The sequence below is a fragment of the Pseudarthrobacter sp. CCNWLW217 genome (assembly GCF_037203985.1).
In the GTDB taxonomy this organism is placed as follows: Bacteria; Actinomycetota; Actinomycetes; order Actinomycetales; family Micrococcaceae; genus Arthrobacter.
In genome coordinates this window covers 86,703-109,596 of record NZ_JBBCBT010000004.1, presented here as the reverse complement: position 1 = coordinate 109,596, position 22,894 = coordinate 86,703, and the positions used below count along the sequence as shown (strand labels likewise).

The 22,894-nt window shown below is 64.9% G+C and carries 20 protein-coding genes; 3 read left to right on the top strand and 17 right to left on the bottom strand.

The annotated features are described in order from the left end of the window. Window positions 1-37: 37 nt before the first annotated feature. The 9 genes from V9L18_RS06605 to V9L18_RS06565 all read right to left on the bottom strand — a co-directional run bounded on the left by V9L18_RS06605 (window position 38) and on the right by V9L18_RS06565 (window position 9,377). On the bottom strand, window positions 38-1,072 hold the full coding sequence (locus V9L18_RS06605; protein ID WP_337346386.1) for a Gfo/Idh/MocA family protein: 1,035 nt from the start codon (window positions 1,070-1,072) through the stop codon (window positions 38-40). Beyond that, window positions 1,069-1,854 (bottom strand): TIM barrel protein, encoded by a 786-nt coding sequence (locus V9L18_RS06600; RefSeq protein WP_337346385.1) that lies wholly within the window; start codon window positions 1,852-1,854, stop codon window positions 1,069-1,071. Before V9L18_RS06600 ends, V9L18_RS06605 begins: the two co-directional genes overlap by 4 nt. Further along, window positions 1,854-2,942: a Gfo/Idh/MocA family oxidoreductase gene (locus V9L18_RS06595; protein ID WP_337346384.1), complete on the bottom strand. Its 1,089-nt coding sequence runs from the start codon at window positions 2,940-2,942 to the stop codon at window positions 1,854-1,856. Before V9L18_RS06595 ends, V9L18_RS06600 begins: the two co-directional genes overlap by 1 nt. A gap of 81 nt (window positions 2,943-3,023) precedes the next feature. Next, a complete protein-coding gene (locus tag V9L18_RS06590) occupies window positions 3,024-4,073 on the bottom strand; it encodes a Gfo/Idh/MocA family protein (RefSeq protein WP_337346383.1) in 1,050 nt (349 codons plus the stop codon). Then, window positions 4,070-5,068 carry a Gfo/Idh/MocA family oxidoreductase gene (locus tag V9L18_RS06585; RefSeq protein ID WP_337346382.1) on the bottom strand — a complete coding sequence of 333 codons (999 nt, stop codon included), beginning with the start codon at window positions 5,066-5,068 and terminating at the stop codon, window positions 4,070-4,072. The genes V9L18_RS06590 and V9L18_RS06585 overlap by 4 nt, the downstream gene beginning before the upstream one ends. 107 nt (window positions 5,069-5,175) lie before the next feature. Next, entirely contained in the window at window positions 5,176-6,102 is a 927-nt protein-coding gene (locus V9L18_RS06580; RefSeq protein WP_337346381.1) for an ATP-binding cassette domain-containing protein, read from the bottom strand. An 11-nt stretch (window positions 6,103-6,113) separates the two neighbouring features. Then, window positions 6,114-7,169, bottom strand: a complete 1,056-nt coding sequence (locus V9L18_RS06575; RefSeq protein WP_337346380.1) for an ABC transporter permease — start codon at window positions 7,167-7,169, stop codon at window positions 6,114-6,116. 52 nt (window positions 7,170-7,221) lie between these two features. Beyond that, entirely contained in the window at window positions 7,222-8,217 is a 996-nt protein-coding gene (locus V9L18_RS06570) for a substrate-binding domain-containing protein (protein WP_337346379.1), read from the bottom strand. A 140-nt stretch (window positions 8,218-8,357) separates the two neighbouring features. Next, window positions 8,358-9,377 (bottom strand): LacI family DNA-binding transcriptional regulator, encoded by a 1,020-nt coding sequence (locus V9L18_RS06565; RefSeq protein ID WP_337346378.1) that lies wholly within the window; start codon window positions 9,375-9,377, stop codon window positions 8,358-8,360. 152 nt (window positions 9,378-9,529) lie between these two features. Here V9L18_RS06565 and V9L18_RS06560 point away from each other — a divergent pair, with 152 nt between their 5' ends. The 3 genes from V9L18_RS06560 to V9L18_RS06550 all read left to right on the top strand — a co-directional run bounded on the left by V9L18_RS06560 (window position 9,530) and on the right by V9L18_RS06550 (window position 12,896). Further along, window positions 9,530-10,708, top strand: a complete 1,179-nt coding sequence (locus V9L18_RS06560) for a Gfo/Idh/MocA family protein (protein WP_337346377.1) — start codon at window positions 9,530-9,532, stop codon at window positions 10,706-10,708. After that, window positions 10,705-11,724 (top strand): sugar phosphate isomerase/epimerase family protein, encoded by a 1,020-nt coding sequence (locus tag V9L18_RS06555; protein WP_337346376.1) that lies wholly within the window; start codon window positions 10,705-10,707, stop codon window positions 11,722-11,724. Before V9L18_RS06560 ends, V9L18_RS06555 begins: the two co-directional genes overlap by 4 nt. 149 nt (window positions 11,725-11,873) lie before the next feature. After that, window positions 11,874-12,896 carry a Gfo/Idh/MocA family oxidoreductase gene (locus V9L18_RS06550; RefSeq protein ID WP_337346375.1) on the top strand — a complete coding sequence of 341 codons (1,023 nt, stop codon included), beginning with the start codon at window positions 11,874-11,876 and terminating at the stop codon, window positions 12,894-12,896. Window positions 12,897-12,995: 99 nt separating this feature from the next. Here the strand turns inward: V9L18_RS06550 and V9L18_RS06545 are convergent, their stop codons facing one another. From V9L18_RS06545 to iolC, 8 genes are all read right to left on the bottom strand, one after another. Further along, window positions 12,996-14,435, bottom strand: coding sequence for a sugar porter family MFS transporter (locus V9L18_RS06545; protein ID WP_337346374.1), 1,440 nt, complete (start codon window positions 14,433-14,435; stop codon window positions 12,996-12,998). 29 nt (window positions 14,436-14,464) lie between these two features. Next, window positions 14,465-15,337 (bottom strand): sugar phosphate isomerase/epimerase family protein, encoded by an 873-nt coding sequence (locus tag V9L18_RS06540; protein WP_337346373.1) that lies wholly within the window; start codon window positions 15,335-15,337, stop codon window positions 14,465-14,467. Window positions 15,338-15,372: 35 nt separating this feature from the next. Continuing rightward, entirely contained in the window at window positions 15,373-16,386 is a 1,014-nt protein-coding gene (locus V9L18_RS06535; protein ID WP_337346372.1) for a Gfo/Idh/MocA family protein, read from the bottom strand. 34 nt (window positions 16,387-16,420) lie between these two features. After that, on the bottom strand, window positions 16,421-17,332 hold the full coding sequence (locus V9L18_RS06530; protein WP_337346371.1) for a sugar phosphate isomerase/epimerase family protein: 912 nt from the start codon (window positions 17,330-17,332) through the stop codon (window positions 16,421-16,423). Between the two features lie 80 nt (window positions 17,333-17,412). After that, window positions 17,413-18,924 carry a CoA-acylating methylmalonate-semialdehyde dehydrogenase gene (locus V9L18_RS06525; RefSeq protein ID WP_337346370.1) on the bottom strand — a complete coding sequence of 504 codons (1,512 nt, stop codon included), beginning with the start codon at window positions 18,922-18,924 and terminating at the stop codon, window positions 17,413-17,415. Between the two features lie 45 nt (window positions 18,925-18,969). After that, on the bottom strand, window positions 18,970-20,898 hold the full coding sequence (iolD, locus tag V9L18_RS06520) for a 3D-(3,5/4)-trihydroxycyclohexane-1,2-dione acylhydrolase (decyclizing) (protein ID WP_337346369.1): 1,929 nt from the start codon (window positions 20,896-20,898) through the stop codon (window positions 18,970-18,972). A 39-nt stretch (window positions 20,899-20,937) separates the two neighbouring features. Continuing rightward, window positions 20,938-21,879, bottom strand: a complete 942-nt coding sequence (locus V9L18_RS06515) for a Cgl0159 family (beta/alpha)8-fold protein (RefSeq protein WP_337346368.1) — start codon at window positions 21,877-21,879, stop codon at window positions 20,938-20,940. Continuing rightward, window positions 21,876-22,877 carry a 5-dehydro-2-deoxygluconokinase gene (gene iolC / locus V9L18_RS06510; protein ID WP_337346367.1) on the bottom strand — a complete coding sequence of 334 codons (1,002 nt, stop codon included), beginning with the start codon at window positions 22,875-22,877 and terminating at the stop codon, window positions 21,876-21,878. Before iolC ends, V9L18_RS06515 begins: the two co-directional genes overlap by 4 nt. Between the last annotated feature and the right edge of the window lie 17 nt (window positions 22,878-22,894).

Below are 22,894 nucleotides of genomic sequence, written 5' to 3'. Positions count from 1 at the left end.
GGATTCCGGAGGGGCATTTTGCATCGCAGCTGCACGCTCACCTGGCTACGCTGATAGCCACCTTCACCGCAACGCCAGTGGCGAGGGACTCCTGGGCAGCGTCCGCCACCCGGGACGCCGCCACCGCGTCCTCCGGTGTGCAGGGGTTGTCCCGCCGGCCCAGGGTGAGTTCCACAAAGGCCGCCATTTCGTCGCGGTAGGCCGCATCGAACCTCTCGGCAAAGGTCCGGTGCGGCTCACCTGCAGGAAATCCAATGCCGGGTTCCGCCGAGGCCAACGCGGTTTTGTCATCCAGCCCCACCATCAGCGACCGCAGGGACCCTTGGATTTCCAGGCGGACATCATGGCCCGCCCCGTTGTAGCGGGTGGCGGAGACTGTACCCACAGTCCCGTCGTCGAACGTCAACAGCGCGAGCGCGGTGTCCACATCCCCCACGGCGCCGATGGCCGGGTCCCCGTTGTTGGAGCCCTTCGCATATACCTCAACGATTTCGCGGCCCGTCAGCCACCGGAGGATATCAAAATCGTGGACCGAGCAGTCCCGGAACAGGCCGCCGGAGCTGGCCAGGAATTCCACCGGTGGCGGCGCCATGTCGCACGTGACTGCCCGCAGCGAGTGGATCCAGCCCAGCTCGCCGGCCTGGTAGGCGCGCCGGGCCTCAAGATAGCCGGCATCGAAGCGGCGCTGGTGGCCGATCTGGACCACGCCGTGCCGGTCCCTGATGTAGTCCAGTACCGGGAGCGCATCCGCCACGTTCATGGCCACCGGCTTTTCGCAGAAGACCGGGATTCCGGCGTCTACCCCCGCCTTGATCAGCTCGGGGTGGGTACCCGTCCCAGTGGCCACCACCAGGCCGTCCAGCCCGGAGGCAAGCAGCGCTTCCACTGACGGGAAGAACTCCGCGCCCAGACCGCCCGCGACGTTCCTGGCGTGCTCTGCGGCGACGTCGGTCAGCCGCAGCCGGACGTTGATGCCCTCCGGATTGAGCACCCCGTTCAGTGCGGCGATGTTGTTCGCGTGCATCACACCGATCCGGCCCACTCCCACAAGGCCCAGAACGACGTCTTTCATAGTTTTTCCTCCGAATAAACGTTGAAGGCAGCCCGGAACGCGTCCAGGGCCGCGTCGCTGTCGCTCTGCGCCCAGGCTTCCATGCCCACCGTGCCGTCATAACCGACCTCGGCGAGCGCCCTGGCGACGGCCGCGTAGTTGATTTCCCCTGTCCCGGGTTCGCAGCGCCCCGGGACGTCGGCCACCTGGATCTCGCCGATGAAGGGCAGGGCCGTCCGCACCAGCTCAATGAGGTTCCCCTCCCCGAGTTGCGCGTGGTAAAGGTCCAGCATCAGCTTGGCGTGGGGGTGCCCGGCGGCCTCAACGAGTGCCAGCGTGTCCTTGGCGCGTGCCAGCGGGATGCCGGGGTGGTCAAGGATGGTGTTGAGGTTCTCGAGGCAGAACGTCACGCCGTGTTTTTCGCCCAGCTTGCCGAGGCGTTCCAGGGTCCGGGCACCGGTGCTCCACATCCGGCCGGTGGAACGGTATGCAGGGCGGGCCGCGTGGCCGTCGATGAGTTCTGCCGGGTGCACCACCATGCGGCTGACGCCGAGTTCCAGGGCGGTGGGGATCAGCGATTCCGCCGTCCGCACCACATCATCGGCAGTGTCGGGGTCCACCACGCTGCCGGAGGTGTACCCCGTCATGGAGGAAAACACGGCACCGGTGGCCTTGAGCGCGCTGATGTCCTTGGTCCGCGAATCCCACAGCTCCACATCGAAGCCGGACTCGTGGATCCGGCGGACGCGTTCCACAAACGGAAGGTCCGTAAAGACCATCTCAGCGCAGACTGCAAGGCGCATCAGACGGCCGCCGTCTGGTCGACCGAGACCGGGGCGCCGCTCTTGACCGATTCGATGCACGCCAGTGCCATGGCCAGCGCACGGCGGGCATCTGCGCCACCCGGGGTGACCGTAGAGCCGGACGACGAGGGCGGCATGCCGTCGAGCCGGGCACGCACCGCATCGGCGAAGTCGGCGAGTTCGTCCGTGTAGGCCTGGCGGAAAAGCTCAACATTGAGCCTCGGGGTGTCCGCGGAGAGTCCCTCCGCCGTGTAGCGCCGGGCCGCTGTTTCCGTGACGCGGCCGGCCTGGACCATGCCCTTGGAGCCGAAGACCTCGCCGCGGATGTCGTACCCATACAGCGCGCTGAAGTTTGCCTCGGCGACGGCCACCGCACCGTTGCTGTAGCGGATGGTCACCACTGCTGTGTCCAGGAAACCCGCGTCGCGCAGGTCAGGCTCTACGAGCGCGTCCGCCACGGCGTAGACCTCCACGGGCTCGGCACCTTCGTTGAACCAGTTGAGGGTGTCGAAGTCGTGGATGAGTGTTTCCAGGAAGATGGTCCAGGCCGGGACCCTGGCAGCGTTGGGGATGCTTCCGTTCCCTGGATCGCGGGTAAGTGAGCGCAGGAGCTGCGGTGTTCCGGCGATGCCGGCGACCAGATCCTTCTTGGCGGCCCGAAAGTCATCCGCGTACCGCCGGTTGAAGCCCACCTGGAAGTGCACGCCGGCTTCTTCCACGGCTGCGAGGGCGGCGTCGAGCTCATCGAGCCCCTGACCGGCCGGTTTCTCGCAGAAGACGTGCTTTCCGGCGGCAGCGGCCTGGGCGATCAGTGACGAGTGGAAGCGTGCGGGACTGGCGATCACCACAGCATGGATCTCCGGGTCCGCCAGGATGTCTGCAGCGTTGGCCGTCACCTGTGTGGTGCCCAGCGCGCGGGCGAGGGTCTGCGCGGATTCCAGATTAGGGTCCGCAATGGCCGCCAGGACCGCGCCGGGGACGCGGCGGGCGATGCTTTCGGCATGGAATGCCCCCATCCAGCCGGAACCGATGAGTCCGATCCGTACGGGTGCCTGGACTGGAGCGGGGTTGTGGGTGAGATAAGCCATGGGCTGGTCCTTTCGCTGGTCATAACGTGGGGGTGGATCAGTGCCGGAGGGTGTTTCCGGAGTGAGTGGTCTCGCCGGGGATCACGGCGACGCCGCAATGCCAGCTTCGCCGGGGAACACCACGCCAAGCTGCCGGCGGATCTCGTCGGCCACTTCCAGGGTGCGGATAGAGGCTGCGAGGGTCCGCTGGCCGGATTGCGTGCTGCCTGCGGCAATGGAGCGCGCCACCGCCGCCGCCTCATAGTGCAGGCCTTCGAAGTGGCCGCCGGAGGGTTCGTCGTGGCGCAAGCGTGTTCCGTCAGGGAAACGGACCTCGAAGCCGCCGGGCATGTTGAACTGCCCCTCGATGGTCAGGGTGGCCTCGGAGCCGACCACAATGGCGGCCGTGGGCGTGAAATTGTGCACGTGTGTGTTCACCACGGCTTGGGCGCCGCCGTCGAACTCCATGACGGCAGACAGCTGGGCAATAACCCCTGATTCGTGGGGTTGCCCGACGGCGAGCAGCCGCTGTGGGCTGCCAAGCACCTCCGTGACAAGCGCCAGCGGGTAGGTGCCCAGGTCAAGCAGCGGGCCGCCGGCCAGTTCCGGACTGAAGATGCGGTGCGTGCGGTCGAAGTGCTCGCCGTACTCCGCGACGACCGTGGTGATGGTACCCAGCGTCCCGGCGTCGAGAATCTGCCTGATCACATCGAACTTCGGCAGGAAGAAGGTCCACATCGCCTCGGCGGCGAATACTCCGGCCGCCTCTGCCCGGGCGGCGATGTCCCGCGCCTGGTCTGCGTTGAGCCCGATCGGCTTTTCGATCAGGACGTGCTTGCCGGCGTCGATAGCCAGCGCAGCGGCCGCGTGGTGGCCCGTGTGCGGTGTGCAGACGTAAACGATGTCGATGTCCGGGGCGGCGGCCAGTTCCTCATAGCTGCCGTATGCCGCAGCCACGTCGTACGTTTCCGCGAAGGCCTTGGCGCGGCTCAGCGAACGGGATCCGACGGCCGCGATCACCTGCCCGGTGTTCGTCTGGATGGATTCGGTGAAGCGTTCGGCAATCCAGCCCGGGCCCATGATGCCCCACCGCAGTACGGGGGCATCCCGGGATCCGGGCACCCGGGACTGCGGGAGGGTTGCAGCGCTCATGCATAGCTCACTTTCGTAGATGCGCCGTCGCTTTGCAGCGACTGGATCATGGCTTGGGCAACAACAGAGGCGTTGAGTCCGTCCTGCGCGCCGGCGAGGGTGGGCTTCTCTCCTGCGGCGAGCGCGGAAATCCAGGCCTGCAGCTGCAGCCGGTACGCGTCGGCGAACCTGGGGCGCCAGTCCGCTGGGATCTGCGCCTGCCTGGTTCCCTGCTGCTCAAAGCCCAGCAGCGCCGAATTCTGCAGGGCAGTGGTGCCACGCTCGGAAACGACCTCGCAGCGGGTGGCGTAGCCGTACTGCGCATTCAGGTACAGCTCCAGGGTGGTGAGGGTCCCATCAGCGGTGCGGAGCGTCATGAACGCGGGATCCCGCAGTCCGGCCCCGGCGTTTCGAGTACTTTTTCCGGCCTGCCACGACACTTCCGTGATGGGAGAGTCCAGCAGCCAGGGGATGATGTCCAGCTCGTGGATGGCTGAATTGGTGATGGCCGATTCTGAGGTTGCACCGGGAGCCGCAGAGGCATTACGGCTGATGCAATGGACCATCAGGGGCTCGCCCTGCACCCGGTCCTGCACGGCCTGCCGCAGTGCGACGTAGCCCGGGTCGAAGCGCCGCATGAAGCCCAGCGAGAGCAGGGACGCTCCCGTTGCAGCAACCATGTCGGCATCGGCGGCCACCACCTCCAGGCTTTCCAGGACAGTAGGGGCCAGCGGCTTTTCGCACAGGACCGGCGTCATCGCTTCGAAGCACTGCAGGACCAATCCGGCGTGCGTGGCATCGTGCGAGGCAACCACGACGGCGTCCACGTCGCTGGAGTTGATCAGCTCGGCAGGGTCAGTGGTGATGCGTGCGGACGGCGGCGCTGCCGCGGCGGCTCGGTCGGCGTCGAGATCTGCCACAAAGGTGACTTCGGCACCCCCGATGGTGGTAGAGAGGTTCCTGATGTGGTCCGCGCCCATGATTCCGGCGCCGATGACGCCTACCCGGATCGGCATGGTGTTCCCTTCGTGTGTGTTCGTGTGTGCGTGGTCCCGGGCCGGTGCGCACAGGCATGGCGGGGTCCTCCGGAGGGATATCCGGAGCACCCCGCCGGGTGCTGCCGCTAGGCGTGCTTTGGGGCGCCGGCCTTGGCTGTGTCCGTGACTTCGGCGACTTCTGCCTGTACCTCCTTGACGACGTCTCCGTGCCCGCCGAGTTGTTCGAGTTCGTGGGCGAGTTCGGCGAGTTCGGCGCCTCCGGCCATCTGGGCAGTGAGTTCGTCGAGGGTGATGTCTTTTTTGTCGTAGTAGCCGATCGATTTGCCACGCTTGAGCAGCAGGAACCGGTCCCCGACGGGGAAGGCGTGGTGCGGGTTGTGGGTGATGAAGATGACCCCGAGTCCGCGGTCGCGGGCCTGCAGGATGTAGCGCAGGACCACGCCGGACTGCTTCACGCCCAGGGCCGCCGTCGGTTCGTCCAGGATCAGGACCTTGGCACCGAAGTACACGGCGCGGGCAATCGCGACGCACTGGCGTTCACCGCCGGAGAGCTGGCCGATGGGCTGCTCGACGTCGCGCAGGTCGATGCCCATTTCGGCGAGTTCCTTGAGCGTGATCGCTTTCATCTTCTCGACGTCCATGCTCTTGAACGGCCCCCAGCCCGAGGTCAGTTCCGAGCCGAGGAAGAAGTTCCGCCAGATCGGCATCAGCGGCACCACCGCGAGGTCCTGGTAGACGGTGGCGATGCCGGCGTCCAAGGCGTCCCTGGGGGAACTGAATTTGCGTTCCTCGCCCATGATGTTCAGGACCCCGGCGTCGTGCTGGTGCAGGCCGGCGATGATCTTGATCAGGGTGGACTTGCCCGCGCCGTTGTCACCCAGGACACAGGTGACGCGGCCGTTGTCCACGGCCATCGTCACATCGGACAAGGCGATGATGTTGCCGTAGTGCTTGCCCACCCCGTCCAGGGAGAGCAGGTGCACCGGGGTGTGCGTGAGCGGGTCCCGTTCATTCTGGAGCAGGGTTTGCTGGTCAATCTGGTTGGCATTCATTCCCGGCCCCTTTACTTGAGTTCCGCGCGGCGTTTGACGATGAGGTTGACGATGGTGGCCAGCAGCAGCATCAGGCCAAGGAAGAACTTGAACCAGTCCGGATTCCACTGGGCATAAACGATGCCCTTGTTGGCCATGCCAAAGATGAACGCGCCGATCGCCCCGCCCACAGCCGAGCCGTAGCCGCCAGTCAGCAGGCACCCGCCGATCACCGCGGCGATGATGTAGAGGAATTCGTTGCCCACGCCCTCACCGGACTGCACGGTATCGAACGCGAATAGGTTGTGCATTCCCAGCACCCAGCCGCAGAACCCCACGCCCATGAACAAACCGATCTTGGTCGCCTTGACCGGGACACCCACGGCGCGGGCCGCGTTCTCATCCCCGCCAACGGCGAAGATCCAGTTCCCCACGCGGGTCCGCATCAGCACCCACGTAGCGACCGCGACCAACGCGATCCAGATGAACACCGTGATCTTCACATCAACCCCGGCGATGGTCACGGAGGACGCGAACACGGCCCGGGCAGAGGCGAAACCATCCATCGTGGAGATCGAGGGTGAGGACACGGACCCGCCGATCAAACGGGTGAGGCCCAGGTTCAGGCCCGTCAGCATCAGGAACGTCGCAAGGGTCACGATGAAGCTGGGCAGTTTGGTCTTCATCAGGATCCAGCCGTTGATGTAACCGATGCCCACCGAGACCACCAGGGCCAAGCCAACACCGACCCACACGTTGGTGCTGAAGTACCAGCTGAACATCGACGCCGTCAGCGCCGAGGAGATCACCGCCACGCCGGTGGAAAGGTCAAACTCCCCGCCGATCATCAGCAGCGACACCCCCACCGCCATGATCCCGATCGTGGAACTGCCATAAAGAATGGTCGCCAGCGCATTGGGCTGCGTAAAGGTAGAGGACACCAACGCGAAAAAGATAAAGAGGACGATCGCGCCCACGAGGGCACCGACTTCAGGCCGGCCCAACAGCTTCTGGAACGCACTGCGCGTGGCCACACGTTCGTCGGACACTGCCGACTTTGTGGTTGTTTTTGTCTGGGTAATGGTCATGAGAACTCTCCTTGCTGCCGGGCCGGCGTTCACCGGCCCGGCCAGCGGGCTGTTAGCGGATACCCTGTTCGGCGAACTTCAGGACATCAGCGGCGTTGGACTGGTCGACGATGGCCGGGCCGGTCAGGACCGACTGTCCGCCGCCGAGCTTGAACCCGCCCCGCTTGTTCTGCCACAGCGCGTCTACTGCACCGTAGCCCTGCAGCCATGGCTGCTGGTCCACCGTGAACAGCACGCTGCCGTCGGAAACTTTTTGGGCCAGTTCCTTGTTCAGGTCGAAGCTGGCAACCTTGGCCGAGCTTCCGGCCGTAGCCACAGACTTCAGGAGCGTCAGGGTAATGGGAGCACCCAGGCCGATGATGACATCAGCATCCTTGGATGCCTGCAGCTTCGCGGTTGCCGTCGATTCAACGGACGTCATGTCCGCTCCGTTGACGTAAAGGATTTCCGTGCCGGGCACTTTGGCCTTCACGCCGGCGCACCGGGCTTCGAGGCCCACGTGGCCCTGCGCCTGAATGACACATACCGGGTGCTTGTAGCCACCCTCTGCAAGCCTTGTGCCCACTGCCTGGCCGGCAAGCTGCTCGTTGGAGCCGAAGTGGGTGAACGCTCCCAACTGCGCGGAGGCCGATTCGCCGGCGTTGAAGCTGACAATCGGAATGCCTGCATCAGTGGCTTTCTTCAGCGCCTCCTTTAAGGCGTCGGGCGTGGCCAGGGTAACCGCAATGCCGTCCACCTTCTGGTCAATGGCCTGCTCGATCAGCTGTGCCTGCCGTCCGGCCTCCGGATCGGAGGTGTAAAGCAGTTCAACGTTGTCCTTCGCGGCTGCCTCCTCGGCACCCTTGCGGACCGTGTCCCAGAATGTGTCGCCCGCGGGAGCATGGGCGATCAAAGCGATCTTCATCCGCTCCGTCGTGGCAACCTGGCCGCCACCACCGCCGTTCGCAGCTTCTGGGGTCCGCCCGCCAGTGCTCGAACATGCGCTCAACGCCATCATCGGTACTACTGCCGCCACCAGTGCAGCCTTGCGCCAAGAAAAATTAGCCACCTAAATCTCCTTTGATCTCTCAGGCTCCGGGCCGCCACTCTGCAGCCCTCGGAGCACTGTCTACCTCGATCATGGTGACCCGGCTCACCAATGTCAATAGTTTGTCCTGACATTAGGATGTTTTAACGTGAGACGTCCTCCTACGCCTGGTGCACACGCCGCGCCGTAGTGCCCCGAACCACCAGGGCGGGCTCGATCAGCCTGCGTTGCGGGCCAATGGCGGGCTCCCGAATGCGCGCCAGCAGCGCGTTCGCCACATCCACTCCCACGAGGTCGCTACGGTTGTCCACCGACGTCAGATCCAGATATCGCGACTTTGCCAAGGTTGAGTTGTCGTAGCCGATCACGGAGATGTCGGCCGGGACAGCCAGGCCGCGCGCCTTGATCGCGCCGAAGGCCCCCAGTGCCATCGTGTCGTTGGCGGCAAAGATGGCGGTGGTGTCCGGATGGTTGTCCAGCAGCCAACACGCCGAGGCGTAGCCGTCCTCCTCGGACGTGCCACCCGAATCCCCCACGATCCATTGTTCAGCGCCGGACTCCTGCAGCCGCGCGCGGAAGCCTTCCCGCCGATGGGCAGCGGCGCCGCCCGACCCGGTGAGGTGGCCGATCCGCCTATGACCGAGCCCCAGAAGGTGATCCGCCGCCATCGCGCCGCCGCCGTCGTCGTCATTGGTTATGAGATCGGCGCCGGCCGGCACGCCGTCGCGCCAGCCGGCCACCACCGTGGGCACCCCCACCCCGCCCAGCATGGACGGGCTGGGCTCCGCAGCGATCACCAGCCCGTCAACGTGCATGGCAAGCAGCCCGTCAACGGCTTCCTTGATGCGATTCTCCCCCGGCCGGGAGTCGGCCAGCATGACCTGATAGCCATGCTCGGTGAGCGCGGATTCCATACCCCGGAGCAGGTCGACGAACCAGAGGTTCCGGTAATCGTCAATGACCAGTCCAATGCTTTTGGTCCGGCTGCTGGCAAGTGTCGTCGCGGCCCGGCTGGGGCGGTACCCAAGGTCCGATATGGCCGCCTGGACGGCTTCGCGCCGCTTCTCGCTCACGCGCACGGGATTCTGCAGCACCAGCGAAACCAAAGACGGCGAGACGCCGGCCTGCCTTGCTACGTCGTAGATCGTGGGGCGTCGCGTCTTGGGGCGATTCAATGTCATCGGAAGTGCCTCTCTTCTCTGGCTTCGAGGATATCCACCGAAGGATTGACAGGACATATGAACATAGTTACGCTCGAATCCAGCTTACAAATTGTAGCGCTACAAAATGCCGTAGAGTGTCCCGCCGCGGCTGAATTTCGAAGGAGAAATCAATGGCTGAAAGCCTAGGCGTCGCCGTCATCGGTGCAGGCATGGCCGGCAAGGCCCACGCTGCCGCGTACCGCACAGCCTCTGCCCTATACAGCCCGGTGCTGCCGCCGGTGCGGCTGGTCTCAATCGGCGACGTCAACGACGAGTTCGGTTCTTTGGCCGCCCGCCGCTTCGGCTACGAGCGCAACGACACGTCCTGGCAGGCAATCGCCGAAGCCGACGACATCGACGTTGTCAGCGTCGTCATCGCCAACTCCCTCCACCGCGAGGTTGTCGAAGGCCTGCTGGCCGCGGGCAAGCATGTCCTGTGCGAGAAGCCGCTGAGCGACTCCTTGGCAGATGCCCGCGCCATGGCAGATGCGGCCCGGAACGCCGGCAGCATTGCCCGGATCGGTTTCACGTTCCGCCGCACCCCCGGCATCGCCTACATTCGGGACCTCATCCGCAACGGTGTCCTCGGCAACGTCCTGCACTTCAGCGGCCGCTACTGGACCGACTACGGCTTCAGCCCAGCCGCCCCCATGAGCTGGCGCTACAAGGGCGGCCCCGGCTCCGGTGCCCTCGCCGACGTAGGAAGCCACCTGACGTACATCTCGGAATTCCTGTGCGGCGACATCAAGTCCGTCACGGGCGGGCAATTGAGCACCGTCATAGGGAAGCGCCCGCTGCCGCTCGCTGCCGTGATGGGCCACGACCATGTTGCCGTCAGCGATACCTTCGAAGCCGTCGAGAATGACGACTACGCAGCGTTCAACGCGGAGTTTGACAACGGCGCCGGCAGCTTTGAAGTCTCCCGCGTCGCAGCCGGGCACGCGAACAGCCTGCAGTTCGAGGTGTTCTGCGAAAACGGTGCCGCAAAGTTCGACCAGCGCCGCCCCGCTGAGATCCAGCTGTTCCTCAACGACGGCTCAGGCACTCAGAACGGCTACCGCCAAGTCATCCTCGGCCCGGGCCACCCCTACATCGCCGGCGGCCTCGCCATGGATGCTCCCGAGGTCGGTTTCGGCCAGAACGACGCCTTCGGCTACCAGGCCCGGGCATTCCTCGAGGAAGTTGCCGGCATCAATGAGGAGGAATCCCTGCCCCGCTGCGCCAGCTTCGACGAAGGTGTGCGCAACATGGAACTGCTCGGCGCAGTAACCGAATCCGCCCTCAACAACGGAAAGAAGATCACGCTATGAAGCTCGGCGTGTACAACGCGATCCTGCACGACCGGCCGCTTCCCGAGGCTCTGAAGGTCATCGCAGACCTTGGCCTTACCGGCATCGAGATCAACACCGGCGGTTTCCTGCCCGCCGTCCATGTACCCACCATGGACCAGATCCTCGAAAGCGACGCCGCCCGGGACGACTACCTCGCGATTTTCGAAGGCACCGGTGTCTCCATCGCCGGACTGAACTGCAACGGCAATCCGTTGCACCCGAAACGTGAGATCGGCGAGAAGCATGCCGAGGACATCCGCCGCTCCATCAGGCTGGCGCACCGCCTCGGCCAGAACCGGGTAGTGACCATGTCCGGCCTGCCCGGCGGAGAACCCGGCGCCACCACGGTCAACTGGGTGGTCAACGCCTGGAATTCAGCGGCACTGGACGTGCTGGACTACCAGTGGGACGTAGCTGCCCGGTTCTGGAAGGAAACCGATCGCCTCGCCGCCGACCATGGCGTCAAAGTCGCCCTCGAGCTGCACCCGCAGAACATCGTCTTCAACACCGCCGATGTCCGTAAACTCATCGAGCTCACCGGCGCCACGCATGTCGGCGTCGAACTCGATGCTTCCCACCTCTTCTGGCAGCAGATGGACCCTGTGGCCGTTGTCCGCGAACTCGGCCCCCTGATCTTCCAGGCAGCCGCGAAGGATGTCAGGGTCAACACTGAAAACGCCGCGCTATACGGCGTCCTGGACAACAGCTTCCGCAGGCTTGCCCCGGACGAAAACCGCACCAACCTCGGCGGCGACGAGTGGGCAAACGAGTGGCCCAAGAACTCGGCCTGGGACTTCGTGGCTCTGGGCCGCGGGCACGACACCGCCTTCTGGACCGAATTCCTGCGGGCGTTGCACGAGGTGGACCCGGACATGCTGGTCAACATCGAGCATGAGGATGTGTCCTTGGGCCGGATCGAGGGCCTCGAGGTCGCGGCCAAGGTCCTGCGGGACGCTGACGCGGCGCTCTCCGCATCGCTGAACCTGACGGCCTAGCCTCCTGGCACCCACGAGGTCGCCGGAACACCGCCAGCTCGCCGGAGATTTCCGGCGAGCTGGCGCGCTTCCGGCGAACTCGGCATCGGGGCACGCCCGGAACACCCCTAGTACCCCCGAACAGCCTTCGGAGAATAGGACCACTGCAGATGCGCATTGGCATAGTCGGCTACGGAGCAGGCGGCAGATACTTCCATGCACCGTTCATTGAAGCCGCCGCTGGAGTGGAACTCGTTGGCGTCGTAGCGCGTTCAGGCACGAAAAGAGCCCAGGTCGAAGCAGACTTCCCCGGACTGCCGGTCTACGCGAGCCTCGCCGAGCTGCTGGACGCCGGCGTGGATGCGGTGACCATCACCACGCCACCACACACCCGCCAGGAGCTTGTCCTGGAAGCCATCAAAGCGGGTGTGCACGTTGTGGCAGACAAGCCCTTCGCCGCCAATGCGGACGCTGCGCGGGAACTGGCCGTGGCCGCGGACCATGCAGGTGTTGTCCTGAACGTCTACCACAACCGGCGCCGCGACGCGGACATCCTCACGCTGGCGAACGTCTTGGCAGCCGGGGAACTTGGTGAGTTGTGGCGGGTCCATTCGACCATGGACCAGGACAACGCGGACAGCCTTGAACTTGGGGCCAGCGGCGGCCTCCTTCGGGATCTCGGCAGCCATTTGGTTGACCAGATGCTGTGGCTCCTGGGACCGGCGACCCACGTGCACGCAACACTGGACTGGACGGACCGCTTCGGGGAGCGGACTGACTGCGGCTTTGTTGTCACCTTGACGCATGCATCCGGTGTCGTCTCCACAGTGTCCGCCAGCAAACTGAACCATTCCGCCACCCGGGAGTTGCGGGCATATGGCAGCAAGGGCAGTTACGTGGCCTCAGGTGCCGACGTCCAGGCGGACGCCGTGTTTGCCGGGCGCAGGCCTGCGAACGAGCCCGCAACTTGGGGCATCGATGCGGCCAAAAATTGGGGAACCCTGGCCACAAGGGAGGCCCGCAGGGTCATTGCCTCTGCGCAGGGAAATTACGCCGGCTTCTATGCCGAGTTCGCCCGCGCGGTCCGCGGCGACGGGCCGGAACCCGTTCCCGCATCGGAGGGGATTCAGACATTGGAGGTCCTGGACGCGGCCCGCCGCAGCGCGCAGGAGAAAGTGGTGATCGCGCTCTAGCACCCACAACGCACCCGCCGGCCCGCACCGCGAGGTGCAGGAACAAACGCCCGACGCCGGCCGGCGTCGGGCGTTTGTTGCTGCCTCATTTTCGGCGCCCTAGGCGGGCACGCCCGAGCGTTGCTTGAACAGGTGCTCCAGCTCCTCCAGCGATTTATCCTTTGTCTCCGGAACGACGCGCTTGACCCAGACAATGGCGGACAGCTGCAGTGCCACGAAGATGAAGAACGTCGCTGAAACACCGATCCACGAGACCATCTGCGGAAACGAGAACCCGATCAGGAAGTTGATCATCCACAGCACAAAGACGCACATGCCCATCGCGATGCCGCGCACGTGCATGGGGAAGATCTCGGACATGGTCAACCATGTGACGGTACCGATGCAGCCCTGCATGGAAGCCAGGAACGTCACCATAAACAGCAGCACAAGATAGCCGCGTAACGTGCTCTCCGGCAGCAGCATGGAGACGAGCGCAATGGCCGTCAGGGAAGAAGCGGTGCCGCACAGCCCCACGATCAGCATGGGTTTGCGGGGTACGCGCGTCATCAGGTACATGCCGATGATCACGGCCACAACGGACGTCACGCCGTTCAGGACGTTGGCGATCAAGGCGCCCTGATCGCCGAATCCGGACGAGGACAGGATGGACGTCCCGTAGTACATAATGGCGTTGACGCCGCTGATCTGGTTGATGATGGCCATTCCCAGGCCCACCACGAAGATCCTGCGGATCCAGGGCACGGTGAGGTCCCTGAAGGTCCCGAGGTTGGCCTTGTAGTCCTCCCTGGCCGCTTGCCGGACCTCGTCGAACTCCGCCGAAACGTCGCCGGCGGCCCGGGTGGACCGCAGCACGTCAAGGACGGCCCCAAAACGGCCGGCGGACGCCAGCCAGCGAGGGCTCTCCGGCAGGACCAGCATCCCAAACCACAGGACCACGGCCGGGAGCGTGGCGATAACCAGCATCCAGCGCCACACATGCGTTTCTTCGGGGAAGGCGTTGCCGAGGACGGCGTTGAACGTGAAGGCCAGGAACTGGCCGGTAACGATCATCAGTTCGTTTTGCGTGACGATGCGGCCGCGTTGGGCTGCCGGCGACATCTCGGCGAGGTACACCGGGACAATCACGGAGGCACCGCCCACGGCCAGGCCCAGCAGGGTCCGCGCCGCAATGAGCAGTTCAGTGCTGGGTGAGAGGGTGCAGGCGATGGTGGCCACCACGAAGATCAAGGCCAGCCCCATGATGGTCTTTCGACGGCCGAAGCGGTCCGAGAGCCGTCCCGCGCTGATGGCGCCGAAGGCCGCACCGAACAGGAGGGTGGAGGTGACAAGCCCTTCCGTAAGCGGGGTCAGCCCCAGGTCCCTCTGCATAAACGGAAGGGCGCCGTTGATGACGCCGGTGTCGTAGCCGAACAGCAACCCGCCGAAGGTGGAGAACAACGCTACCTTCCGCATGAACTTCTTCGGGTTCGGGTTGGTCGCACCGACGGCCCGGGCGGCGTCGGTGGCAGCGGCCTGGACTGTCGCGGATTTTGTCATGGTTCCTTTGTCTAGTTCCGTCCCCGCCATTAGTTGGCCTTCGCGACGTAGTTGCGCATGGTCTCCAGTTGGTAGCGGGACACGTCGTCGGCGTTTTCATCCTCGGCGAAGACGCTGGACACCATCACGGTGTTGTCCTTGGCCAGGAAGCCGATTTCCTTGAGCCCGCCGAAGAACTCGTCCCAGTTGACGTCGCCGTCGCCGATCTTCAGGTGCTGGTGCACGCGCACGGCGTTTCCGGGTGGGTTGGTGATGTACCGCAGGCCGTGGGAGGCGTGGTGGTCCATCGTGTCCGAGACGTGGACCAAGCGCAGCTTGTCCCCCGCTGCGCGCATGATGTCAAGGGGTTTGTTGCCCATGTGGAATGTGTGTGAGGCCACGTAGACCATGCCGATGTTGGGCGAATTGACACCGCGGATGACGCGGATGGCGGCCAAGCCGTCTTCGACGAAGTCGTCCGGGTGCGGGTCGATCAGCACATCCAGTCCCTCGCGTTCGATGATCGGCAGCAGTTCCTCCATGGACCGGTAGAAGGCGCGTTCGGATTCCTCGGCTTTTTCCGGGCGGCCGCTGAATTCGGTGTTCATAGTGCTGACGCCGAGGTCCACGGCGATGCGGATAGCGCGTTTCCAGTAGCGAACGGCTGCTTCGCGGGCATCCTCATCGGGGCCGGACCAACGCAGCACGGGAAGCACTGAGGCGATTTCGACGCCGGCGTCCTTGCAGGCCTTGTTCATCTGAGCCACGAGCTCGTCGTCGGCCTTGGGGTGGTTGTAGAAAGGGATCATGTCTGCATGCGGCGTCAGTTGCAGGTACTTGTAACCGAGATCAGCTGCCACACGCGGAAATTCCAGCAGGCTGTGGCTGTGATGGTACGGGGTGGGGTCGAGGGCAATTTTCACGTGGGACACTCCGTTGTGGTTCAGTCGGGAGGGGGCTAGCTGTAGAGGTCAGGCTTGGTGTTGAGCCGGACCTCTACCTTTTCGCCGGATTTCTGGGCCTCGACGCCGGCCTCGCAGCACGCCGCGGTGGCGTAGCCGTCCCAGGCGGTGGGGCCACCGATCTCGCCCCGGCGGGCGGCGTCTGCCCAGGCCTGGACTTCGACGTCGTACGCGGCACCAAAGCGGTCCTCGAATCCGGGGGTGATCTTGCCGCCCCAACGGCCCGAGGTGCGGATGTACGGGCCGCCGTCGCCGCCGATGTTGACGATGCCGTCCTCGAAGGAGGCCTGTGTGGCCACTTCGTAGCCAAACTTGGCGTCGACGTAGATTTCGACGTCGGCGAGGACGCCTGATTCGGTTTCAATCAGGACGTGTTGGGGGTCGTGCTGGCCGGCGGGCGCATTCTTTGTTGCCTTGCCCAGGCGGACCTGCACGGAAGTGATTTCCTCGCCGGTAAAGAAGCGGATGGCGTCGAATTCGTGCACCACGGAGTCGTTGATCAGCATCTCGTTGGTGAAACCGGGCGGGGTGGTGGGGTTGCGGTGCTGGTGGTGGAGCATCAGCAGCTCGCCAAGTTCACCACTGCGGATGATGCCGCCCAAGGCGGCGTATTCGGCGTCGAACCTGCGCATGAAGCCCACCTGAATGCGCTTGCGGCCCAGCTTCACTTCGGCCTGGACAATCTTCCAGGAGGACTCGGCGCCCGGAGTCAGCGGCTTTTCGCAGAGGATGGGGATGTCTTTGGCGATCGCCTTGAGCAGGATGTCCTCGTGCAGGAAACCCGGCGTGGCAATGAGGACGGCGTTAACGTCGCCGTTGTTCAGCGCCTCGTTGGCATCGGCCAAGGCGACGGCGCCGGGAATGCCTTCGATGGCTGCCTGGGCACGGGACAGGTCAACGTCGACGACGGCGGCTACTTCAGCGCCGTGAATGCGGCTGTTGAGGCGCTGGATGTGGTCCGCGCCCATGCGGCCGGCGCCGATGACGGCGACGCGAAGGGTTTCAGTCATGGTTCTTCCTTACGTTTGGTGTGCCTGGGCGACGTCAGTTGACGGCGGTACGGGAACCGCAGGACAGCAGGTAGTTGCGGGTGCGCTTAGCGATCGGCATGGGGACGTCGAACGCTACCGGGTACATGTCCTGCTCCACAATTCCGAAGATGGGGCGGTTCAGTGCCTCGACGGCTTCGACGACTGCACGCAGGTCCGGCAGCCCGTTCGGTGGCTCGGTCATGACGCCGGCCAGGTTGGCCGCGGCCCAGGTCATGTTTTCCTCGTTGACCTTTTTCAAGACGTCCGGGTTGATCTGCTTCAGGTGTAGGTAGCCGATCCGGTCCGGGTAGTTCTTGATGAGCTCAAGGCTGGAAGCTCCGCAGTATTCGGCGTGGCCGGTGTCCAGGCACAGATTCAGGTACTTCGGATCCGTGGCAGCGAGGAGGTGTTCGATGTCTTCCTGGGCGCCCACGTGTGAGTCTGCGTGCGAGTGGAACTGCTGCTTCAGGCCAAAGTCTTCGAGCAGGGTCTTGCCCAGGCGGTTGTGGCCGGCGAACAGGTCACTCCAGGCCTTTTCGGTGAGTTGGCCGCTTTCCACGGCCTCGCCGGTGACGTCATCGCGCCACATCGCGGGGATGACCACCATGTGTTCGCCGCCCATGGCTGCGGTGAGTTCTGCGACCTTTCGGGCCGGCTCCCAGGCGGTCTCCCACTGGTCCAGTCCGCGGTGGAACGCCGTGAAAACAGTTCCCGCGGTGACTTTCAGGTCACGCTGCTTGAGCTCTTCGGCGAGCCGGGCGGGGTCGTTCGGGAGGTAGCCGTAGGGGCCGAGTTCGATCCACTTATAGCCGGATTCGGCCACTTCGTCGAGGAACCGCTCCCAGGGGGTCTGCTTGGGGTCATCCGCGAACCAGACGCCCCAGGAGTCCGGCGCTGTGCCGATGATCAGCTTGTTCTCAGTCATTTCTCAATCCTTCTCATCGGTTGCTCCGTGGGTGCCCTTTTGGACGTTCAAAACGGCGGTTAGGGAGCAATCGATCGTGGTCAGTTGGAGGGGAAGTTGTAGGAGGCGCCGGAGGCGTGGGTGGGTTCGGGCCAGCGGGAGGTGATGACTTTGCCGCGGGTGTAGAAGGAGACGCCTTCAGGGCCGTAGATGTGCTTGTCGCCGAACAGGGAGGCTTTCCAGCCGCCGAAGGAGTGATAGGCCACCGGCACGGGCAGGGGCACGTTAATACCGATCATGCCCACGGTCACGGAGCGCTGGAACTTGCGGGCGGCCGCGCCGGAGGAGGTGAAGATCGCGGTGCCGTTCCCGTACGGGTTGGCGTTGATCAGCCTGATCCCCTCCTCCAGGGTGTCCACGCGGACCACCACGAGGACGGGTCCGAAGATTTCCTCGGTGTACGCGCTCATCCCGGTCTTGACGTGGTCGATGACCGTGGGGCCGACCCAGAAGCCGTCCTCATGTCCGGGGACCACGAGGTCGCGGCCATCCACCACCATCGCAGCTCCCGCGGCTTCTGCCTCGGTGACGATCCGGACAATCCTCTCCTTGGAGGCCGGGGTGATGACCGGGCCCATTTCCGCGCCCGGCGCGGTGCCGTTATCCACCTTCACGGCCAAGGCGCGCTCTTCGACCTTCTTGACGAGCAGGTCCGCTGCGTCCCCGACCGCGACGGCCACGGAAATCGCCATGCACCGCTCCCCCGCGGAGCCGAACGCGGCGGCCGCGAGGTGGTCCGCGGCGTTGTCCAGGTCGGCGTCGGGCAGTACGATCGCGTGGTTCTTCGCCCCGCCCAGGGCCTGGACGCGCTTGCCATGCCTGGTGGCGGTCTCATGGACGTATTGGGCGATCGGGGTGGATCCGACGAAGGAGATCCCGTCCACGTCCGGGTGCGTCAGGAGCCCGTCCACGGTCTCCTTGCCGCCGTGCAGGACCTGGAACACCCCGTCAGGCAGCCCGGCGTCCTTCCACAACCTGGCCAGCAGCATCGAGGCAGACGGGTCACGCTCGGAGGGCTTGAGGATGAACGCGTTACCCGTAGCGATCGCCATCGGCGCCATCCACAACGGCACCATCACCGGGAAGTTGAACGGCGTGATCCCCGCGACCACACCGAGCGGCTCACGGAAAGAGAACACATCGATGCCCGTGGAAACCTGGTCCGAGTAATCGCCCTTAACCAGGGTCGGGATCCCGCAAGCGTATTCAATGACTTCCAGGCCGCGGCCGATCTCACCCTTCGCATCCGAAAGGACCTTCCCGTGCTCTGCCGTAATCAGCTCAGCCAACTCATCCACGTGCGCCGCGACCAGTTCACGGAACTTGAACAGCACCGCGGTCCGCTTCGCCAACGAAATATCACCCCAGGAGTCCGCGGCCTTCCGGGCTGCGGCGACGGTGGCGTCCAGGTCCGCCCGGCTGGCCAGCCGCAGCTCCGCGGACACAGCGCCCGTGGCCGGGTTAAAAACCGGCTGCGTGCGGTCGCCCTCGCCGGCAGTCTCGGAACCGTTGATGAAGTGGTTGATGGTGGTGGTCTCAGTGGTGACAGTCATGGGACTCTTCCTTGAGTAGTCGAAAGGGGATGAAGTTCAGGGGTTCTAGCCGAGCAGTTTGCGCTGGCGGGACTTGTGGTCGTTGTAGGTCTGGAAGGCCTGCTTTGTGGACTCGAGCTCGGAGACCTGAGAGACCGGAACGTCCCACCAGGACTCGGAGGACGGTGCGTCCAGCAGCGGGTCGGATTCGACGTGGATCAGGATGGGCCCGCCACGTTCAGGTGCGGCTTTGGCGTCGCGGATGGCTTGTTCGAGTTCGGCGATGACTTTCTCGCCCGGTTCGATCCGGATGACCTTAACGCCGAGGGACTCGGCGTTAAGGGCCAGGTCCACGGGGAGGGTTTCGCCCTCGTCGAAGCTGTGCTGGTCTTCGTTCAGGGCCCGGTATTGGGTGCCGAACCGCTGCGAACCCAGCATTTCGGAGAGGGAGCCGATGGAGGCGTAGCCGTGGTTCTGGATCAGGACCACGATAAGTTTGATCCGTTCAGCGACGGCGGTGACCAGTTCGGTGTGCATCATCAGGTAGGAGCCGTCCCCCACCATCACCACGACGTCGCGCTGGGTTCCGCCGCGGGCGGCTTCGGCCAGGGCCGCGCGCTTGACGCCCAGGCCACCGGGGATTTCGTAGCCCATGCAGGAGTACGCGTATTCGACGTGGTAGCCGAACGGGTCACGGACGCGCCACATCTTGTGCAGATCACCTGGAAGGGAACCGGCGGCGCAGATGACGACATCGGGCGCGTCCATGGCCCGGGACGTGGCGCCGATGATCTCGTTCTGCGCCGGCAGCGGCGTGAACCGGGTATCGAACGCCTCGTCCACGGTGGCGTCCCAGCGCTGCTTCTGCGCCGCGATGGCCGCTTCGAGGTCCGCACCGACGCGGTACCCGCCCAGGGCTGCATTGAGCTTGACCAGGGCCTTGCGCGCGTCGGCCACAATCGGCAGCGTACTGCCGTGCTTGTACGCATCAATCGCGGCGACGTTGATGTTGATGAAGCGCACGTCCGGGTTCTGGAACGCCGTGCGGGACGCGGTGGTGAAGTCCTCGTAGCGGGTGCCGATCCCGATGATCAGGTCCGCTTCGGCAGCAATGGCGTTCGCCGCCGTCGTACCCGTCGAACCAATCGCGCCAAGGGACTGGGCGTGGTCCCAGGGCAGGACGCCCACACCGGCCTGCGTGTTCCCCACCGGGATGCCGGTCAGCTCCGCGAATCTGGCGAGTTCGTCGTTGGCGTAGGCGTAGAGGACGCCACCGCCGGCGATGATCAGCGGCCGCTTCGCGGCACGGATGGCCTCGGCGGCTCGGGCGATGTCGTCGTCGTCGGCGTCGGGGCGGCGGATCCGCCACTCCCGCTCGGCCAGGAACTCCTCCGGCACATCAAAAGCCTCGGCCTGGACATCCTGCGGCAGCGAAATCGTCACAGCACCGGTCTCCGCCGGATCCGTCAGGACCCGCAGGCCATGGTGGAACGCCGAGAACAGCTGCTCCGGCCGGGAAACCCGGTCAAAGAATTTAGACAACGGCCTGAACGCGTCGTTGACTGTGATGTCGTAGGCATACGGCTGTTCGAGCTGCTGCAGGACCGGGTCCGCGGCGCGGGTGGCGAACGTATCCGACGGCAGCAGCAGTACCGGGAGCCGGTTCGTCGTCGCCAAGGCCGCACCGGTGAGCAGGTTCGAGGAACCCGGCCCGATCGAAGTGCTGATCGCGAACGTCTGGCGCCGACGGGTGTGCCGGGCGTACCCGACAGCCTGGTGCGCCTGCGCCTGCTCATTCCGCCCCTGGTAGTAGGGCATGATCCGCGGGTCAAGCTGCTGGTATTGCTTCAAAGCCTGTCCGACACCGGCGACGTTGCCGTGCCCGAAGATCCCGAACGTGCCCGGAATCAGGCGTTCCCGGAAGTCCACTCCGCCGACGGAATCGACGGTGTACTGCTTGGAAAGATACTCGACGACGGCCTGGGCCACGGTCATTCGACGGGTCCCTGATGCTGTTCTCGTCCCCATGGGAAGTTACTCCGATACTTCTGCTGATGCGGTGTGGTTAAGGAGGGAAGCTGCGGTGGCCACGGCGCCGGCAACATCGCCGTCGGCCGGATACAACAACGTCCGCCCGACAGTGAGGCCCTGCACGCCGGGAAGCGCCAGGGCGGCTTCCCAACTGGCGAAGACTTCGTCCTGCGTACCGTCCGGATCCCCGCCCAACAAAACCGTGGGCATGGTGGTCGCAGCCATGACACGCTCCATCTCCGCCACGACGGGCAGCTTCATCCACGTGTACGCACTTGTTGAACCCAGGCCCTCGGCAATCGCGATCGACTTGATAACGGCGTTGGTGGACAGGTCGTTGCGGACCTTGCCGTGTTCGCGGACGGACAGGAACGGTTCCACCATGGCGATCAGCTTCCGCTCAGCGAGGGAGTCAATGGCCTTCGCGGTCGCTTCCAGCATGGACACAGTGTCCGGGTCGCCGAGGCAGATACGGGTCAGCATCTTGCCGCCGTCGGCCCCCAGCGCCTCCAGTGCAGCGGCCGTGTGGCCGGTGAAGCGGTCATCGAACTCGTTGACCAGGCCGGCGAGGCCGCCGCGGTTCATGGACCCGAAGACCAGCTTTCCTTCCAACGCCCCCAGCAGGAGCAGGTCGTCCATGATGTCCGGCGAGGCGAGCACGCCGTCCACGTCCGGATTGGCCAGCGCAATCTGCAGCCGGTCCAGCAACTGGCGGCGGTCGGCCATGGCCACCGGATCATTCCCGACGGCGAGTGCACCGCGGGCGGGGTGGTCGGCGGCAACGATGAAATTCTGCCGGCCGTACTTCAGGCCAGGGTGCCGGCGCCGCGCCCCGGCTGCCCGGGCAATGGCGTCCGGATCCTCGAGCCGGATGGTGCTCAGGTGCGCATAGCGGCGGGGATCATCGTCCACGGCATTGTTCGAGGCAAGGGGCGTGAGTGTCACAGCGCTGCTCCTTCAGTAGCGAACTGTCCAGGGACAAGGCGGCCGCGTTCCGCCAGCAGCGAGGTGACCTCGTCCGGCGTCGGCATCGCATCGGCACAGGACAAACGGGAGGCAACAATCGCACCGGCGGCATTCGCGTAGTCCAGGACCTGCGCCAGCGGCCATCCGGACAGCAGCCCGTGGCAGAACGCTCCGCCGAAGGAGTCTCCGGCACCGAGGCCGTTGACAGTCTCCACCGGGACCGGGGCCGAGACGACCCGTTCGGTGCGGGTCTTGGCCATGACCCCTTCAGGTCCGAGCTTGACAACGGCGATCTCCACACCCGCAGCCAGCAGCCGGTCCGCCTGCTCATCAGGGGTCCCCTCGCCTACCGCGACGGCGCATTCCTTGTCATTGCCGATCGCCACCGTGACATGCGGCAGGATCTTCGCGACCTGGGCCCGGGCTTCCTCTTCCGATGCCCAGAACATGGGCCGGTAGTCCAGGTCCAGGACAGTGAACTGGCCCTGTTCCAAGCCGGCCTTCGGGCGGGCCTCGTGCGCCTTGATGTGTGCTTCGCGGCTGGGTTCCTGGCACAGGCCGGTGACAGTGGACCAGAAGATCCCGGCGTTCCGGATGGCGGCCAGGTCCAGCTCTTCGGCCTTGATCTGAAGATCAGGGGCGGTGGGGAACCGGCCGTAGAAGTAGAGCGGGAAGTCCTCCGGCGGTTTGATCGCACAGAACGTCACGGCGGTGGCCCACTCCTTCACCGGCGTAACAAAGGAATCATCCACATTGAACTTCTTCAGTTCCCGGTGCAGGTACGTCCCGAACGCGTCATCACCGGTGCGGGTGATCACACCGGTCCGGCGGCCGTGCCGGGCAGCTGCTACGGCAACGTTCGACGGCGATCCGCCGAGGTACTTCCCGAAGGACGTCACGTCCTCGAGGTCCACACCAATGTCGTTCGGGTAGATATCAACGCTGATGCGCCCGATCGTGAGCAGTTCGTGGGTCACGGTAATCGCGGACCTTT

Coding starts and splice junctions, on each gene's coding strand:
- V9L18_RS06605 (WP_337346386.1), bottom strand. CDS start 1,072: ATGAAAGACGTCGTTCTGGGCCTTGTGGGAGTGGGCCGGATCGGTGTG.
- V9L18_RS06600 (WP_337346385.1), bottom strand. CDS start 1,854: ATGCGCCTTGCAGTCTGCGCTGAGATGGTCTTTACGGACCTTCCGTTT.
- V9L18_RS06595 (WP_337346384.1), bottom strand. CDS start 2,942: ATGGCTTATCTCACCCACAACCCCGCTCCAGTCCAGGCACCCGTACGG.
- V9L18_RS06590 (WP_337346383.1), bottom strand. CDS start 4,073: ATGAGCGCTGCAACCCTCCCGCAGTCCCGGGTGCCCGGATCCCGGGAT.
- V9L18_RS06585 (WP_337346382.1), bottom strand. CDS start 5,068: ATGCCGATCCGGGTAGGCGTCATCGGCGCCGGAATCATGGGCGCGGAC.
- V9L18_RS06580 (WP_337346381.1), bottom strand. CDS start 6,102: ATGAATGCCAACCAGATTGACCAGCAAACCCTGCTCCAGAATGAACGG.
- V9L18_RS06575 (WP_337346380.1), bottom strand. CDS start 7,169: ATGACCATTACCCAGACAAAAACAACCACAAAGTCGGCAGTGTCCGAC.
- V9L18_RS06565 (WP_337346378.1), bottom strand. CDS start 9,377: ATGACATTGAATCGCCCCAAGACGCGACGCCCCACGATCTACGACGTA.
- V9L18_RS06560 (WP_337346377.1), top strand. CDS start 9,530: ATGGCTGAAAGCCTAGGCGTCGCCGTCATCGGTGCAGGCATGGCCGGC.
- V9L18_RS06555 (WP_337346376.1), top strand. CDS start 10,705: ATGAAGCTCGGCGTGTACAACGCGATCCTGCACGACCGGCCGCTTCCC.
- V9L18_RS06550 (WP_337346375.1), top strand. CDS start 11,874: ATGCGCATTGGCATAGTCGGCTACGGAGCAGGCGGCAGATACTTCCAT.
- V9L18_RS06545 (WP_337346374.1), bottom strand. CDS start 14,435: ATGACAAAATCCGCGACAGTCCAGGCCGCTGCCACCGACGCCGCCCGG.
- V9L18_RS06535 (WP_337346372.1), bottom strand. CDS start 16,386: ATGACTGAAACCCTTCGCGTCGCCGTCATCGGCGCCGGCCGCATGGGC.
- V9L18_RS06530 (WP_337346371.1), bottom strand. CDS start 17,332: ATGACTGAGAACAAGCTGATCATCGGCACAGCGCCGGACTCCTGGGGC.
- V9L18_RS06525 (WP_337346370.1), bottom strand. CDS start 18,924: ATGACTGTCACCACTGAGACCACCACCATCAACCACTTCATCAACGGT.
- iolD (WP_337346369.1), bottom strand. CDS start 20,898: ATGACCGTGGCCCAGGCCGTCGTCGAGTATCTTTCCAAGCAGTACACC.